Annotated in this window: 16 protein-coding genes, 1 tRNA gene and 1 pseudogene; 13 read left to right on the top strand and 5 right to left on the bottom strand. The window is 67.1% G+C overall.

Annotated elements, in window-relative coordinates; all coding sequences use genetic code 11:
- Positions 1–12: 12 nt before the first annotated feature.
- On the top strand, positions 13–810 hold the full coding sequence (locus tag ASC95_RS18200) for an MBL fold metallo-hydrolase (RefSeq protein ID WP_082567906.1): 798 nt from the start codon (positions 13–15) through the stop codon (positions 808–810).
- Here the strand turns inward: ASC95_RS18200 and yedA are convergent.
- Entirely contained in the window at positions 807–1,709 is a 903-nt protein-coding gene (gene yedA, locus ASC95_RS18195) for a drug/metabolite exporter YedA (protein ID WP_057299140.1), read from the bottom strand. The genes ASC95_RS18200 and yedA overlap by 4 nt on opposite strands.
- Positions 1,710–1,817: 108 nt before the next feature.
- Between yedA and ASC95_RS18190 the strand changes: the two genes are divergently transcribed.
- The gene (locus tag ASC95_RS18190) at positions 1,818–2,333 is read left to right on the top strand and encodes an Lrp/AsnC family transcriptional regulator (RefSeq protein ID WP_057299139.1); all 516 of its coding nucleotides are present in this window, start codon (positions 1,818–1,820) and stop codon (positions 2,331–2,333) included.
- A 24-nt stretch (positions 2,334–2,357) separates the two neighbouring features.
- On the opposite strand, the gene ASC95_RS18185 is transcribed toward ASC95_RS18190, so the two are convergent.
- The 3 genes from ASC95_RS18185 to ASC95_RS18175 form a co-directional block, all read right to left on the bottom strand.
- Complete coding sequence (locus tag ASC95_RS18185; protein WP_057299138.1) at positions 2,358–3,704, bottom strand: TolC family outer membrane protein; 1,347 nt, start codon at positions 3,702–3,704, stop codon at positions 2,358–2,360.
- Positions 3,705–3,847: 143 nt separating this feature from the next.
- Positions 3,848–4,501, bottom strand: coding sequence for a protein-L-isoaspartate O-methyltransferase (locus tag ASC95_RS18180; protein ID WP_057299483.1), 654 nt, complete (start codon positions 4,499–4,501; stop codon positions 3,848–3,850).
- Between the two features lie 47 nt (positions 4,502–4,548).
- Positions 4,549–5,184 carry a TetR/AcrR family transcriptional regulator gene (locus ASC95_RS18175; RefSeq protein WP_235537967.1) on the bottom strand — a complete coding sequence of 212 codons (636 nt, stop codon included), beginning with the start codon at positions 5,182–5,184 and terminating at the stop codon, positions 4,549–4,551.
- Between the two features lie 117 nt (positions 5,185–5,301).
- Here ASC95_RS18175 and ASC95_RS18170 point away from each other — a divergent pair, with 117 nt between their 5' ends.
- From ASC95_RS18170 to ASC95_RS18145, 6 genes are all read left to right on the top strand, one after another.
- On the top strand, positions 5,302–6,126 hold the full coding sequence (locus ASC95_RS18170; RefSeq protein ID WP_057299137.1) for an undecaprenyl-diphosphate phosphatase: 825 nt from the start codon (positions 5,302–5,304) through the stop codon (positions 6,124–6,126).
- A 12-nt stretch (positions 6,127–6,138) separates the two neighbouring features.
- Entirely contained in the window at positions 6,139–6,960 is an 822-nt protein-coding gene (map, locus tag ASC95_RS18165; RefSeq protein ID WP_057299136.1) for a type I methionyl aminopeptidase, read from the top strand.
- 3 nt (positions 6,961–6,963) lie between these two features.
- Positions 6,964–9,552 (top strand): [protein-PII] uridylyltransferase, encoded by a 2,589-nt coding sequence (locus tag ASC95_RS18160; protein ID WP_057299135.1) that lies wholly within the window; start codon positions 6,964–6,966, stop codon positions 9,550–9,552.
- A gap of 103 nt (positions 9,553–9,655) precedes the next feature.
- On the top strand, positions 9,656–10,450 hold the full coding sequence (locus tag ASC95_RS18155) for a DUF2189 domain-containing protein (RefSeq protein ID WP_057299134.1): 795 nt from the start codon (positions 9,656–9,658) through the stop codon (positions 10,448–10,450).
- Positions 10,451–10,453: 3 nt separating this feature from the next.
- A complete protein-coding gene (locus tag ASC95_RS18150; protein WP_056193383.1) occupies positions 10,454–10,672 on the top strand; it encodes a DUF2788 domain-containing protein in 219 nt (72 codons plus the stop codon).
- On the top strand, positions 10,669–11,289 hold the full coding sequence (locus tag ASC95_RS18145; protein ID WP_057299133.1) for a YitT family protein: 621 nt from the start codon (positions 10,669–10,671) through the stop codon (positions 11,287–11,289). Before ASC95_RS18150 ends, ASC95_RS18145 begins: the two co-directional genes overlap by 4 nt.
- A 50-nt stretch (positions 11,290–11,339) precedes the next feature.
- Here ASC95_RS18145 and ASC95_RS18140 read toward each other — a convergent pair whose 3' ends face one another.
- A complete protein-coding gene (locus tag ASC95_RS18140; protein WP_200960164.1) occupies positions 11,340–12,230 on the bottom strand; it encodes an alpha/beta hydrolase in 891 nt (296 codons plus the stop codon).
- A gap of 61 nt (positions 12,231–12,291) precedes the next feature.
- Between ASC95_RS18140 and ASC95_RS18135 the strand changes: the two genes are divergently transcribed.
- From ASC95_RS18135 to ASC95_RS18115, 5 genes and pseudogenes are all read left to right on the top strand, one after another.
- Positions 12,292–12,367 (top strand) — tRNA-Ala (locus ASC95_RS18135).
- A gap of 147 nt (positions 12,368–12,514) precedes the next feature.
- Positions 12,515–12,895: pseudogene (locus ASC95_RS18130) on the top strand (IS1595-like element ISPels1 family transposase); the annotation flags it as partial.
- 106 nt (positions 12,896–13,001) lie between these two features.
- Positions 13,002–13,271, top strand: a complete 270-nt coding sequence (locus ASC95_RS18125; protein ID WP_162250801.1) for a hypothetical protein — start codon at positions 13,002–13,004, stop codon at positions 13,269–13,271.
- Positions 13,249–14,229 (top strand): hypothetical protein, encoded by a 981-nt coding sequence (locus ASC95_RS18120; protein ID WP_235537966.1) that lies wholly within the window; start codon positions 13,249–13,251, stop codon positions 14,227–14,229. Before ASC95_RS18125 ends, ASC95_RS18120 begins: the two co-directional genes overlap by 23 nt.
- 985 nt (positions 14,230–15,214) lie before the next feature.
- On the top strand, positions 15,215–15,874 hold the full coding sequence (locus ASC95_RS18115; protein ID WP_057299130.1) for a sigma-70 family RNA polymerase sigma factor: 660 nt from the start codon (positions 15,215–15,217) through the stop codon (positions 15,872–15,874).
- The last annotated feature ends 36 nt before the right edge of the window (positions 15,875–15,910 follow it).

The raw sequence follows: 15,910 nt of genomic DNA, 5'->3' as shown, positions 1-15,910 counted from the left end.
TGTCCTAGGAGAATGCGCCTCATGCCAATCGCCATCGAGGGCTTCCACGACCCCATCACCGGCACGGTCAGCTACGTGGTGCACGACCCGGCCACCCGCCAGGCCGTCGTCATCGACCCGGTGCTGGACTACGACCTCACCGCCCAACGCGCCAGCACGGCCAGCGCCGATGCGCTGCTCGCCTATCTGAGCGCGCATAGCCTCAACCTGCAATGGATCCTGGAGACCCACGTCCACGCCGACCACGTCTCCGCCGCTCGGTACCTGCGCGCCCAAGCCGGCGGGATGATCGCCATCGGCGAGCACATCCGCGAGGTGCAGGCGACGCTCGGCCGCCTGCACGGCTGGCCGTCCGAAGACGACGGCTTCGACCGCTTGCTGCGCGACGGCGAGTCATTTCCCGTCGGCAGCATCGAGGCCACCGCCCTGCTCGTGCCCGGCCACACGCCGGCCGACCTGGCCTACCGCATCGAGGGCGCCGTCTTCATCGGCGACACGCTGTTCATGCCCGACGGCGGCAGCGCCCGTGCCGACTTTCCGGGCGGTGACGCCGCCGCGCTCTACCGCTCGATTCGCCGCCTGCTGGCGCTGCCGCCCGAAACCCGCCTCTTCGTCTGCCACGACTACCCGGCGGGCCGCGAGGCACGCTGGGAAACGACCGTGGCCGAGCAGCTCGCGGCCAACATCCATGCGCACGACGGCGTCAGCGAGGCTGAGTTCGTCGCGATGCGCCGTGCACGCGATGCGACGTTGGCCGCACCACGGCTGATGAAGCCAGCCCTGCAGGCCAATATCCGCGGCGGCGGTTAACGGTTCCTGGCCCGCCCCATCAACAGCAGCACGACGCCCACGAGCACGACGCCCGCGGCCAGCCACTCGTGCCCGCTGATCTGCTCGCCAGCCAGCGTGACGCCGAGCAGCATCGCGATGACGGGATTCACGAAGGAATAACTCGACGCCAGCCCCGCCGAGGCTTGCGCCAGCAGCACCATGTAGGCGTTGAAAGCCACCAGCGAGCCGAACACAACCAGATAGGCCCAGGCCCACAGCGCCTGCGGCTCGATGTGGCCGGGCAAGGTCTCGCCGCTGACCAGGCTCAGGCCCATCAGCAGCAGGCCACCGGCCAGCATCTCGCTGGCAAAACCCATGGGCCCCGGCGCCAGCGGCAGGCTGCGCTGCGACAGCACGCTGCCCACGGCCCAGCTCGCGCAGGCGACGCTGATGGCCACGAGGCCGGCGGGCGATGCGCCAAAGCCCTGGCCCTGCGTCAGCAGCAGCACGCCCAACAGGCCGAGGGCGATGCCCGCCGATTCCAGCCGCGTCGGTTTCTCGCCCCACAGCAGGTTGAGGCCAGCAATCATCAGCGGCATCACGGCGATGAAGGCGACGACGAGGCCCGAGCCGACGGTCTGCTCAGCGGTGGCCGTGCCACCCATGCCGCCACCCAGCATCAGCCCGCCGATGACAAGAGCATGCAGCCACTGGCGCCGGCTTGGCCAAGGCGCGCCGCGCCAGCGCATCCAGCCCGCCAGCAGCACCCCGGCGACGAGGAAGCGGCTGCCCATCTGGAAGAAGGGCGGCAGGCTGACCAGCGCGATCTTGATGGCCAGATAGGTCGAGCCCCAGACCAGCCAGGTGGCGGCCAGGCAGAGCAACAGCAAAGGGCTCAGACCGGGGGCGTTCTTGAGGGGCAGCGTCGTCGTGTTCATGGCCGGCATGGTAGGAATTTCGGCTCACCGGCGACATGGGCACTTGAAGGTTGAATCACGCCTTCGCCTTAATATTCAAGAACCTTCCAGCAAGTTGAAGAGATTTCCATGGCCACCGAGCTTGATCAGCATGACCATCGCATCCTGGCCGAACTGCAGGCCGACGCTCGCCTGACGATGGCGGAGCTGGGGCGGCGCGTGCATCTGAGCCAGCCGGCCGTGACCGAGCGGGTGCGCAAGCTGGAGGACGGCGGTGTCATCCGCGGCTACCGCGCCGTCGTCGACGCAAGCAAGCTGGGCTATGGCATCCGTTCCATCATCCGCATCGGCAATCTCGACGAGGGCGAACTGATGCGAGCCCTGGAGTGCAGCCCGGAGGTGACTACGGCCTATGGCGTGACCGGCGAGGACAGCTGGATCCTCGAGATCGCCGTGCGCGACGTGGCGCATCTGAGGGCGACGCTGTCACGCTTTTGCCAGCAGGTGCCGACATCGACCGCCATCATCCTGAATGCCGTCCGCGAACACGCGCCGATCAAGCCGTTGCCAACCACCGCCGAGCCTGAACCCACGCCCGTACTGGTCGCCGCCGCCAAGAAAAAGCCCCGCCAGAGCAGGGCTTGAGGTGGCTTGACCGGAGCGCTGAACTCAGCGAGCCAGCAGCGCGTTGGCCGCGGCCACGTCCTCAGGACGCAGCTGGCCCGAAGCCTGGCGCAGCCTGAGGCTGTTGACGACGACGTCGTAGCGTGCCTTGGCCAGGTCACGCTGGGTCGTGTAGAGCTGGGTCTGGGCGTTCAGCACGTCCAGGTTCACCCGCACGCCGACCTTGTAGCCCAGCTGCGTGGCTTCCAGGGCCAGCTTGGTGGACGACTCGGCCGCCTCGTAGGCGCCAACCTGGGCCTTCAGCGACTGCACGCCGAAGAAGGCGCGGCGCGTGTCCTCGGCAACCTTGCGACGCGCAAAGTCAAAGTCATTGCGGGCCCTCTCCTCCAGCACCAGGGTTTCCTTGATGCGGTTCTGCGTCGCGCCACCGGTGTAGAGCGGATAGCTCAAGGTCAGGCCGATGCTGGCATTCTTGGAGGTGCCGGCTCCGGCCTGCGCAGCGGCGAGGCCACCCAAGCTGTTGTGCTGGTTCTGGCCACCCAGGGTGGCGCTGGCGTCCAGCGTCGGCTTTTCGCCGGCCCGGGCGATCTGCGTATCGAGCTGTGCCATTTCCAGGCCCAACCGCGCCTTGCGCACGCCGGGATGCTGGTCATCGGCCGTCGCGACCCAGGTGTCGACGTTCTCGCTGGGCAGTGCCGGCAGCGCGACCGGCACGGCCAGGCCCTTGGGCTCGACGCCGACGCGGCCAACGAACTGGTCCAGCGTCACGCGCTTGACGCGCAGGTCGTTGTCGGCCGCCAGCTCCTGCGCCACGGCAAGGTCATAGCGGGCCTGAGCTTCACGCGTGTCGGTGATCGTGGCGGTGCCGACTTCGAAGTTGCGTTTCGCGGACGCGAGTTGCTCGGCGATGCCGGTCTTGTTGGCCCGCGAGGTCGTCAACGCATCCTTGGCGGCCAGCACATCGAAATAGGCCGTGGCCAGCCGGACGATGAGATCCTGCTCGGCGAGGTCCAGATCGGCCTGGGCCACCGCATAGGCTCGGCGGGCCTTGTCAATGGTCGGAATGTTGCTCGCGTTGTAGACGGAGTATTTTCCCTGCAGGCCAGCCGTCAATGTCCTCGTATTGAAGCTCGCAGACGAAGGCGGGTCGGTTTGCGCCACGGTGCCCGAGCCGGACAGGTAGAGCGACGGCCGGATCAGCGCCTCGGCCTGGGCGGCGCGCGCCGCAGCCGCATCGGCGCTGTTGCGCGTCGCCAGATAAGTCGCGTCGTAGCCCCTCGCAGCGTCATAGAGCTCCTGCAGGCTCTGGGCCTGGGCCACGCCGGCGAGCAGGAGGCTGGCGGCGAGGGCCAGCGGTTGCAGGATCAGGCGGGGTGCTGTGACGAAGGGCATGGAATTCCTTGACTTGGGCAATGTAGTGAGCGCGGCCGGGTTTATAGAGGCAAAGCCCGCCGGTGACTGAAGCCATGTGACGACCTGCGCCCAAACGGGGAGCAACGGTCGTTTTACGGCGACGGGCTGCATCTGGTCCGGCTTCAGAAACTGAAGGCCGGCGCTTCGGCGAAACCCGGAAGGCGCCCGGCCACCGTGTCGAACAGCTCGACGGTGCGGAAGTCGCTGGCACCTGTGCGCGTGACGAGCACGGCACGCATGACCGGCTCCTCGCCGACGATGGCCGCGAGGCGCCCGCCGACCTTGAGCTGGTTCAGCAAGGCCTGGGGCACCGACGCGACCGAGCCGGACAGCAGGATCACGTCAAAGGGTTCCTCGGCCGGCAGCCCCGCGGCGCCGTCCTGGTTCAGCACCGTGGCGTTCAGCACGCCAGCGCGCTTCAGGTTGGCCGTGGCGGCAGCGGCCAGGCCGGCATCCGCTTCCAGTGCGATGACGCGCTGCGCCTTGTGGCCCAGCAGCGCGGCCAGGTGACCCGTGGCGGCGCCGATCTCCAGCACCTTCTCATGCCGCTGCACCTTGAGTTCCTGCAGCAGCCGGGCCTCGACCTTGGGCGCCAGCATGCGGCGCGTGGCGGTCAGCGGCAGCTCGGTGTCGACGAAGGCCTGGAGCTTGTGAGCCTCGGGCACGAAGTCCTCGCGGTGCACGACGCGCAACAGCTCCAGCACGCTGGGGTCGAGCACATCCCAGGGGCGGATCTGCTGCTCGATCATGTTGAAGCGGACTTGTTCGAGGTTCATCTTGTTCTCCGGGGCGCGGTCGACGGCAAAAAGCAAAATTCTAGAGGTCAGCCCGGCGAGGCGAGCAAGCCATGCAGCAGCAGCGACATCTGGGCGTCCAGCAACTCCTCGGCGCCCATGGTCTGGTGGCAGATGTCGTGCTCGCCAAAGGAGTGCTCGTGCAGCAGCATGTGCAGCATGGGCGCGATCAACATGTGCACCGTGGCTTCGACGGGCACCGCGCGGAACTCACCGGCGTGGATGCCACGCTCGATGAGGCCGCCGATCAGCGCCTGTGACGGCCGGATGACCTCCTCCACATAGAAGCGCGCCAGCTCGGGGAAGTTGCGCGCCTCGACCATCATGATCTTGCAGACCACGCCGGCATTGCCATGGCCGACCTTGGCCCACCAGGCCTGCATCATCTGGCTGAGCAACTCGGCGATGGAGCCCTGGTACAGCGCCGCCTGGGCAGCCGATTCGGCGATGTGCACGGACAGGTTGTCGCGCACCATGGCCTTGAAGAGCTCGTCCTTGCTGGGGTAGTAGCGGTAGAGCGTGCCCTTGGCCACGCCGGCGCGCGCCGCGATTTCCTCGCTGCGCGTGGCGGCGAAGCCCTTCTCGACGAAAAGCGCCAGGGCGGCGTCCAGCAACTCTTGCGGGCGGGCGTCCTTGCGGCGTTGGCGGGGGGTGGCGGTGGCCAAGATGGCGAAGTTAATGACCGGAGGGTCAGTAATGTAGCCCGCCGGGCCAGGCAGCGGCAAGGGCACGCCCTGCCCGCTGGCTACACTGCGCGGCTTTGTTCGCCCCGGAGCCGCTACGTGGATGTCATCCTGCTGATCAAAGCCGCCGTCATGGGCATCGTCGAGGGACTGACCGAGTTCCTGCCCGTCTCGTCCACGGGCCATCTGATCCTGACCGGCAGCCTGCTGGGCATGACGGACGCCAAGTCCAAGGTGTTCGACATCGCCATCCAGAGCGGCGCCATCCTGGCGGTGCTGATCGTCTACTGGGCGCGCATCCGCGAGGCCCTGGGCGGCATCACCAACAGCGCCAAGCAGCAGCGCTTCGTGCTGAACATCGCCATCGGCTTCCTGCCCGCCGGCATCGTCGGCCTGACGGTCTACAAGGCCATCAAGGCCCACCTCTTCAATGCGCCGGTCGTGGCCGGCGCCTTCATCGTTGGCGCGCTGATTATCCTGTGGGCCGAGAAGCGCGCCGAGCCGGTCGCCCGCGTGCAGACGGTGGACGACATGACGGCGCTGGACGCGCTCAAGGTCGGTCTCGTGCAATGCGTGGGCATGATCCCCGGCACCAGCCGCTCGGGCGCCACCATCATCGGCGGCATGCTGCTGGGCCTGTCGCGCAAGGCGGCGACCGACTTCTCCTTCTTCCTGGCCATCCCGACGTTGATCTCGGCCGGCGGCTACAGCCTGTGGAAGGAGCGGCACGCGCTGTCGATGGCCGACCTGCCGATGTTCGCGGTCGGCTTCATCGTCAGCTTCCTGGCCGCCTGGGCCTGCGTGCGCTGGCTGCTGCGCTACGTGGCAACCCACAACTTCGTGCCGTTTGCCTGGTATCGCATTGCTTTCGGCATCGTCGTGCTGGCAACCTGGGTCACGGGTACGGTCATCTGGGCGGACTGAGATAATTCAGGCATGGCCATCACGATCAAGACCGCTGCCGATGTCGAAGGCATGCGCATCGCCGGGCGCCTGGCGTCCGAAGTGCTCGACATGCTCACGCCGCACGTCAAGCCGGGCATCACGACCAATGAGCTGGACAAGCTCGCGCACGACCACATCGTCAACGTGCAGCAGGGCATTCCGGCGCCGCTGAACTACTGCCCGCCCGGCTACATCCCCTACCCCAAGTCGATCTGCACGTCGGTCAACCAGCAGGTCTGCCACGGCATCCCCAACGACAAGCCGCTGAAGAACGGCGACATCGTCAATATCGACGTCACCGTCATCAAGGACGGCTGGCATGGCGACACCAGCCGCATGTTCGTCGTCGGCGAGGGCTCCATCGCAGCCAAGCGGCTGTGCGCCTTCACCTACGAAGCCATGTGGAAGGGCATCGCCAAGGTCAAGCCCGGCGCGCACCTGGGCGACATCGGCCACGCCATCCAGACCTTTGCCGAGAATGCCGGCTTCTCCATCGTGCGCGAGTTCTGCGGCCATGGCATCGGCCAGGTCTTCCATGAGGAGCCGCAGGTGCTGCACTACGGCCGCCCCGGCACGCTGGACGAACTGGTGCCGGGCATGATGTTCACCATCGAGCCCATGATCAACGCCGGCCGCCGCGAGATCCGCGAGCTGGGCGATGGCTGGACCATCGTCACCAAGGACCGGTCCCTCTCGGCCCAGTGGGAGCACACCATCCTCGTCACCGATACCGGCTACGAGGTCATGACGCTGTCGGCCGGCAGCCCGCCGCCGCCCGCCTTCATCACGCAGGCCGCTGCGGCGACCGCGTAAACCGTGGCCACGCTTGCCGAGCTCCGCCAGCAGTTCAAGGCGGGCAAGCAGTCGCTGATTGACGACTTCCTGGCCGCGCGCCCGACGCAGGCCGGCGCGCAGACGCTGCTGCGCCGCCTGGCCCGCCATGTCGACGACACGCTGCGCACGCTTTGGGACGGCGCCGGCATGCCCGCGGGCTCCTGCCTCGCGGCCGTCGGCGGTTATGGTCGCGGTGAGCTCTACCCGCATTCCGACGTCGACGTGCTCGTGCTGCTGCCCGACGGCATTGAGGCCCATGTGCCGGGGCCGGTCAAGTCGGCCATCGAAAGCTTCATCACGGCCTGCTGGGACCTGGGGCTGGAGATCGGCTCCTCCGTGCGCACGCTCGGTGAGTGCCTGTCCGAGTCCCAGGGCGATGTGACCATCCAGACGGCCCTGCTCGAGGCCCGGCCGCTGGCCGGCGACGCCAAGCTGTTCAAGCTGATGGCCAAGCGCTTCATGGCGGCCATGGACGCCAAGGCGTTCTTTCGTGCCAAGACCCTGGAGAGCCTGCAGCGCCACACCAAGTTCGACGACACGCCCTACGCGCTGGAGCCCAACTGCAAGGAAAGCCCCGGCGGCCTGCGCGACCTGCAGATGCTGATCTGGATCGCTCGTGCGGCGGGCCTGGGCAAGACCTGGAAGGCCCTGAGCGCACGCGGTCTCATCACCCCTTTCGAGAGCCGCCAGCTGCAGCGCAACGAGGGTCAATTGACGCTGATCCGCGCGCGCCTGCATGCCGTCGCCGGCCGGCGCGAGGACCGCCTGGTGTTCGACCTGCAGACGGCCGTCGCACAGAGCTTCGGCTTCGAGAGCACGGCCTCGCAGCGTGCCTCCGAGGTGTTGATGCGACGCTACTACTGGGCAGCCAAGGCCGTCACGCAGCTGCACCAGATCCTGCTGCTGAACCTGGAGGAGCAGATCAATGGCTCCCAGCAGGGCTTGCTGCGGCCCATCGACGGCCACCCGGACTTCCTTGACCGCGGCCGCATGCTGGAGGTCGCCAGCGACGACCTCTACCAACGCGACCCGCACGCCATCCTGCGCACCTTCCTGATCTACCAGCAGACGCCAGGGATCAAGGGCCTGTCGGCGCGCACGCTGCGAGCGCTCTACAACGCCCGCGGCCTGATGGACGCGGCCTGGCGTCGCGACCCGGTCAACCGGGCCACCTTCATGACCATGCTGCGGGAGCCCGAGGGCCAGACGCATGCCTTCCGGCTCATGAACCAGACCTCGGTGCTCGGCCGCTACCTGTGGGTGTTCCGGGCCATCGTCGGCCAGATGCAGCACGACCTCTTCCACGTCTATACCGTGGATCAGCACATCCTGATGGTGCTGCGCAACGTGCGGCGCTTCTTCGTGCCGGAGCATGCCCACGAGTACCCGTTCTGCTCACAGCTGGCCGCGCAGTTCGACCAGCCCGAGCTGCTCTATATCGCCGCCCTCTTCCACGACGTGGCCAAGGGCCGCGGCGGCGACCACTCCGAGCTCGGCGCCACCGAGGTGCGGCGCTTCTGCCGCCAGCACGGGCTGAGTGCCGAAGACACGGCCATGTGCGTCTTCCTCGTCGAGCACCACTTGACGATGTCGCGCGTGGCGCAGAAGGAAGACCTGTCCGACCCTGGGGTCATCGCCGCCTTCGCCGCCAAGGTGGCCGACGCGCGCCAGCTGACGGCCCTGTATCTGCTGACCGTCGCGGACATCCGCGGCACCAGCCCCAAGGTCTGGAATGCCTGGAAGGGCAAGCTGCTGGAGGACCTCTACCGCATCACGCTGCGGGCGCTGGGCGGTGCCAAGATCAACCTCGACGCCGAGATCGAGGCCCGCAAGGCCGAGGCTCGCCAGGACCTGGCGTTGCACTCGCAGCTGCCCGGCACCGAGGAGCCGCTGTGGAAGACGCTGGCCATCAGCTATTTCGCACGCCATGAAGGCGCCGAGCTGGCCTGGCACGCGCGCTCGCTGTGGCGCCATGTCGAGACCCAGGTGCCCGTCGTGCGCGCCCGCCCCTCGCCCATCGGCGAGGGTTTGCAGGTGCTGGTCTACGCGCCCGACCAGCAGGATCTGTTCGCCCGCATCTGCGGCTACTTCGACAGTGCCGGCTTCAGTATCCTCGACGCCAAGGTGCACACGACGCGCAAGGGCTATGCGCTGGACACCTTCCAGGTCATCCGCCCCGAGGCCGATGTGCACCACCGCGACCTGGTACCGCTGGTGGAGCAGAAGCTCGGCGTGGCGCTGCAGGCCGGCGGCCCTCTGCCCGAGCCGCGCCGCGGGCGCCTCTCGCGCCGCGTCAAGAGCTTCCCCTACACGCCGCGCATCTCACTGCGCCCGGACGAGCGCGCGACGGCCTGGTTGCTGACCATCTCCACCAGCGACCGCGCCGGCCTGCTCTACGCCATCGCCCGTGTGCTGGCGCGACACGGCATCAACCTGCAGCTGGCCAAGATCTCGACGCTGGGCGAGCGCGTGGAAGACACGTTCTTGCTCGACGGCCCGGCACTCCAGCAGAACAAGGCCCAGCTGCAGATCGAGAGCGAGCTGCTGGACGCGGTGTCGCTGCCGGCCTGACAAGCCCACCCCTACCGGCTTCGCTGCCGTGGCCGCCCAACGCAGCACGGCTTGAGCCGCATCAAGGCAGCCGGCGGCCGAGCACGCCACACTTGGCACCGCCATGCCCAACCGCTACAGCGAAAAGGCCCTGAGGGAGTCCCAGGGCTTCGGCGTCCGTGCCATTCCCGTGCTGCGCCCTCTGGGCTGGCTCGCGCGCGGCTGGCAGGACCTGTGGCAGGCCCCGCTGGCCTCGCTCGCCCACGGCCTGGTCATGGCCACGTTCGGCGCCCTGCTCTTCGCGCTGGCGCGAGACCGCTTCTGGCTGCTGGCAGGCGCCTTCACCGGCTTCCTCATCGTCGCGCCCATCCTGGCCACCGGCCTGTACGCGCTCAGCCGCGAGCTGGACCGGGGCGGGCAACCCAGCTGGCGCACGGTGCGCGACGCCTGGCGCCCGCGCGACGGCCGGCTTATCGTCTTCGGCGTGTTGCTGGCCTTCGCCGGCACGGGCTGGGTGCTGTGCTCCGCGGCCTTCGTGACCGGCTTCGCCACCGACCCTGTCCACAGCCCGCGCGACTTCCTGCTCAAGGTCGTGCTGAACGACGAATCCCGGCTCTTCGCGACCTGGCTCATGCTGGGTGCGGTGCTCGCCGCACCGGTGTTCGCGTCCACAGTCGTGGCCATCCCGGCGCTGGTGGACCTGCCCCCGCACAAGCTGGGCGTGCTCGGCGCGGTGTTCACGAGCTGGAAGGTCGTGCTGGCGCACCCCGCCCCGATCGCGCTCTGGGCCGCCCTCATCCTCGCGCTGACGCTCGTCGGCATGGCCACCGCGCTGCTGGGCCTGATCCTCGTCGTGCCTTGGCTGGGCCATGCGAGCTGGCACGCCTACCGCGACCTTGTCACCCGCCGCCCGGACTGAACCATGTGGGGCTACACAGAAGCCGAGATCGCGCAGTTCGGCCTGACCTTCGGGGTTGGCGCCTTCATGCTCTACATGGTGTTCATCATCCTGCAGCTGGCGCGCGAGTCCAAGGCGGGGCGCTTCGGTACCTTTGTGCTGCTGCTCGGCCTGGGCTTTGGTCTCGTCGGATTCGCGGCCAAGGGCGTCATCAAATACTTCCTGTCCGGAGCCATCGGATGAAGCCGCCATCGACGGCAAGCCGCACCCTGAAGCACAGCCATTTCGAGGACGCCCAGGCGCTACTCACCGGCACGCTGTTCGCCGCGCTGGGCGTGGCCCTGTTCAAGCAGGCCGGCCTGCTCAGCGGTGGCACGGTCGGCATCGCCTTCCTGCTGCACTACGCCTTCGGCTGGTCGTTCGGCCTGCTGTTCTTTGCCATCAACCTGCCGTTCTATGCGCTGGCCTGGCGTCGCATGGGGCCGGCGTTCACGGTGAAGAGCCTGCTGGCCGTCGCGTTGCTGGCGGCGCTCGCCGAGGCCTTGCCCGGCTGGCTGAGCATCAGCCAGCTCAACCCCTGGTTTGGCGCTGTCGGCGGCGGGCTGCTCGTGGGCGCGGGGCTGATCATCCTGTTCCGCCACCGGGCGTCCCTCGGTGGGCTCAACGTGCTGGTGCTGTGGCTGCAGGAAACGCGCGGCTGGCGTGCCGGCTATCTGCAGGCAGGCCTGGACACGGCCATCCTGCTCGCCGCCCTGCCCCTGGTGCCGCTGGATCGCATCGGCCTGTCGCTGCTGGGCATGGCGGCCATCAACGCGGCCCTGGCCATCAACCACCGGCCCGGCCGCTACGTGGCGACCTGAGCGTCAAGTCGCAGCCCAGCTCACGTTCGCACCGCCTTGCTTCAATGCACTCATAGCAGACCGCTGTACCAGCGCAAGCCAAGCAGCTGGCGCGCGAGCTGGTGGGAGCGCCCCTGCGGGTCGGCCAGGTCGTGCAGCACAGTGAAATGGTTGCAGCCTGGCAGCTCTTCGCAAACCGGTACCGCACGAGCGCCCCAGGCCTGGCGGATCAGCTGGTTCTGGCGCCGGTATTCCTCGCTCTCCTGGGCACCGACGACGGCGAACAGCGTCTGCGGCGAGCGTGGCGGCGGAAAGTGGATGGGGCTGAGGCGGCGCGTGGCGGCGGCATCCAGGCGCAGGTCGGCCTGCAGAAAGGGTACGCGGCGCAGCGGCGCGAGATCGTGCAGACCCGACACCGACATCGCGCCCTGCACGAGGCGCCGCGGCAGGTCCTTGCCGACACGCTTCCAGTCGCAACAGCTCAGCATCGCCGCCAGATGACCCCCGGCCGAATGGCCGACGAGGACGATGCGGCTGGGGTCGCCACCATGCTCTGCCGCGTGCCGCCAGGCCCAGGCCACGGCTGAAGTGAGCTGCATCGCGATGCGCTCGATGCCGACGCCGGGGCACAGGTCGTAGTTCGGCACGACGACGAGGGCGCCTTCGTCCGTGAAGCCTGCGGCCAGGAAGGAATAGTCCGACTTGTCCAGGGATCGCCAGTAGCCGCCATGGACGACGACCAGAACCGGCGCGAAACCGCCGGCGAATGCCGGATCGGGCGTGAAGACATCCAGCGTCTGCTTGGGATCAGGCCCGTAGCGCAGGTCCAGATGGCAGTTGGACCGCTCGCGCACCAGTGCAGACGCCAAGGCCCAGCGCTCGAGGATGTCGGCACTGTCGGTCACGCGCTGGCGGTTGTTGTACTGAGCCTCAAACCAGGCCATCGACTTGCGGGGCGTCATGGGCGAAGACGATAGCAGCCGACCGCAGCCTTGAGGCGGGGCTATACTTTTTCGGTCGCGTGGGGGGGTAGCTCAGCTGGGAGAGCGCCGCGTTCGCAATGCGGAGGTCGGGAGTTCGATCCTCCTCCTCTCCACCACAGACACCCGGGGGGGGTTACACCGCAAGGTCGCAACCCCTTGTTTTTGGCTCTTTGCGCATTGATTCGTGATGGCTCACGTGTTGAGCCTGTGGGAAGGGATATTGGCTCGCACGGCCCCGGAGTCTGGGGCGACGGGAGTCACAGATGCGCAGCCGAGAACTCAAGAGGATGCTGGCCGAGGTATCGAAGCTGACGCCGGGGCAGCGGCAGGAGTTGATGCAGGCCTTGAGCGGCGCCGACGAGGTCGTGCAGGTCGTACAGACGGTGCAATCTCGTCCGCTGGCCTGTCCGCACTGCCAAGGTGAGCGCGTGGTTCGCAATGGACACGCCAGCGGGTTGCAGCGCTACAAATGCCGCAGCTGCACCAGGACCTTCAACTCGCTGACCGAGACGCCGCTGGCTCGGCTGCGGCACAAGGGGAAATGGGAGCGCCAAGCCCAAGTGCTGCGCCAGGGCTTGAGCGTGCATCAGGCCGCGGACACCCTGTCGGTGGCTCCCAGCACGGCCTTCCGCTGGCGTCACCGCTTACCACCGAGCGAACGTCGAAGCGGCGCAGCGTGACGAAGGGGCTTGGATCGCTACGCCGGAGCCCTCCACGGTGCCCGCGGTGGTGCCCCAACCCTGTGAGGACTTGCCGCCGCAGGACAAGCCGGCCGAGGCGCTGCGGCTGCGCGACGTGTTCACCCTCTGGTCCACCAAGAGCAAGAAGCCGTCGACCAAGGCCATCGACACCGCGCGCCGGGTCGTAGAGGCCTTCGAGCAGGTCTGCGGCGACCCGCCGCTCGCGCAGTTGACCCGCAAGCACGGGTTGATGTTGCGGGATCACTTCCTCACCCAAGGCATGTCCGCCAGGACCACCCGCGACCGTATCGAGCTGGGTGACCACGCTGCTGCGCTATGAGATGGCCGAGGGACAGCGCATCACCTCTGACCCCTGGACGAACATCCGTGTGGAGGGGGCCACTGAGCCCGTCATCGAGCGCAAGGCCGTGACAGCGGCACAGCTCCGCCCGCTCTTCGCCCGCGAGCCCTTCCAGACCTACACCCTCCCGACGGCGCGCAACGCGGGCCGGGATGCAGCCTACTGGCTCCCCATCCTCGGGCCCAGTACTTGTCCGATACCCCCTCGAAAATTTGCGGTGAACATCCGGGATGATTGGGTGCCCCTACAACTGAGCGCATCCATGAACCTCTCCAGTCTCGTGACACGGGTCGATGAAATCCTGGCGATGGGTCATGCCACTGCGGCGACGTGTCGGGCGAGCGGGGGCCACTTCAGCGAGAACGTGGTGGCATCGGACAAGATGGCTGGCTTCCGTTCCGCGGGCCTTTCGTTCATCGAGAGGGTGTTTTCGAGCGAGCAGTCTCACTACGTTCAGTTCAAGGCGAAGACCGGCCGTGACTTGCTGGAACATGCACAGGCCGGCATTGCGATCCTGGGAGCGATACGACAGGAGATAGCCGGCGGCTGGCTGTTCACTGTGAAAGGTCTTGTAGCGGCTGAACTGTTCGCCGACTTCATGTCGATGGCCGAGCACCTGCTGGAAACAGGCTACAAGGACCCAGCGGCTGTGATGGCCGGGTCGGTCCTCGAAGAGCACCTGCGTCAGCTATGCGGGAAGCATGGCGTGGACGTGGAGGAAGAACGAGACGGAAAGCTTGTGCCTTTGAAGGCCGACCGGCTGAATGCTGAGCTGGTCAAGAAGGGCGGCTACAACAAGCTCGACCAGAAGCTCGTCACCGCCTGGCTTGAAGTTCGGAACAACGCAGCACATGGCAAGTACGAGCTATACACCAGGGACCATGTCGCACAGATGATCCCGGGCGTCCTTGGGTTCATGAGCCGCGTTCCGCTCTGAAGTTGCGTCGGGCTCTGACCGGAACTGACCCTTTCGGCCGCCAACGGGCCTGCAGGTGCACCCCACGTTGCAGGACGGGATGGAGCCCGCGATGGCGTCAAGGTCGAGCCGCTGTTGGCCCTGACCGAGAAGTGGTAGCGATAGGGTGGCCCAGATGACGAGGTCCTCGCCGGCCACTCTCAACGTAGGTGCGGCCTAAACCCCAAACCCTGATTACGCTGTCGCCGGCCCAGCCGCTGCGCGGCGCCTTGATGACGGAGCCAATGCTCGGTCGTAAGAGCGACAACGCTGCCGTTCCAGATCGTGAACAGGTGCAGCGCTGACCACAACAGCCTGCACCTGGTCCCGGCGTCCTCGGTCATAGCGACTCCCGGTAGAAAAGTTGGCGCCGAGTTGTCCAAGGTTCATAGCGCTGACCTTCAGCATCCGCATTGCTTTGCAATTGGCAGCGGGCACGCCGCGATGTAGGCCGCATCGGCAATGTCATCAGATGTAAACCCAAATGACATCGATAACATTCCTCTGCACAGTATGGACCACGACAGTCCGGCGGACGGCCGCGCCGGCTCTCGAAAACGCCCATAACGACCCGGGGAGACAACCCATGCACTGCGACCGAGCCACATCCCTCAACGGTGATTGCCCCAGCGACGACCTCTTCCGCCAGCACGCTCAGGCCGAAGCGGCGCGCATGACACTCAGGGCCCTTCCGCCCGGACGCCAGCTTCAGAAGCGATGGCCGAGTTAGCAATGGCGCTTCATCACTGATTGCAGGCATGCCGCCGCTGGGTCTTCAGTCCAGCGCAGAGCGGCGAAGAATGTCTGGGTCGAGAGAGCCAGGTCACTGCGCAGTTGCACACCACCGGCGTGTAAGCGATTTCAATGTCCCTGAAATGAGGCTGCTGCCAAAAAACGGTGCATCGATCGCCGTTTACAGACGTAGGCTGCGCACCCCGATCAGTTTGAGCAAGGAGCAAGTTGCATCATGACGAGCGGACCCGTTGACGAGATGGCCCACGGCCCGGTAACGCAGTTGCTTCGACAGTGGTCCGACGGCGACGGCCAGGCATTCGAGCGCCTGATTCCGCTTGTGTATGACGATCTGCGTCATCTCGCGCGCCGCCATCTGCGGGGCGAGCGCTCGGGCCACACCCTGCAAGGCACCGGCCTGGTCCACGAGGCCTTTCTGCGCTTGGCCAAGGAACGGGAAGTGCAGTGGAAGTCGCGCTCGCAGCTGTTTGCGCTGGTCTCCAAGCTGATGCGCCACATCCTGGTCGACCATGCCCGTGCACGCCAGACAGGCAAGCGAGGCGGCGGCCAGATCGCCGTGAGCCTCGAGGAACTTCACGAGTTGCCCACGGATTGGGACCAATCGATCCAGGCGGGCGAGCTGGCACTGAACATCCTGACGCTCGACCAGTGCCTGCAGCGGCTGGAGCGCCTCGACCCGCAGCAGAACCAGGTCGTTGAACTGCGCTACTTCGGCGGGCTCAGCATCGACGAGACCGCCGAGGCGCTGGGGATTTCTCCGGCCACGGTCAAGCGGGAATGGGTGACGGCGCGCGCCTGGCTGCTGCGTGAAATGGCGCGGCCTGCTGCGGGCGCCTCGCGCCGGCCGGTTCTTTCCGCTGTAGCGCCGGCATGAGCCTGCATCGCCGTCTCGGGAGGCCACGCCATTGAG

This window comes from Pelomonas sp. Root1217 (assembly GCF_001425705.1).
In the GTDB taxonomy this organism is placed as follows: Bacteria; Pseudomonadota; Gammaproteobacteria; order Burkholderiales; family Burkholderiaceae_C; genus Pelomonas.
This window is presented reverse-complemented; position numbering and strand designations above follow the sequence as displayed.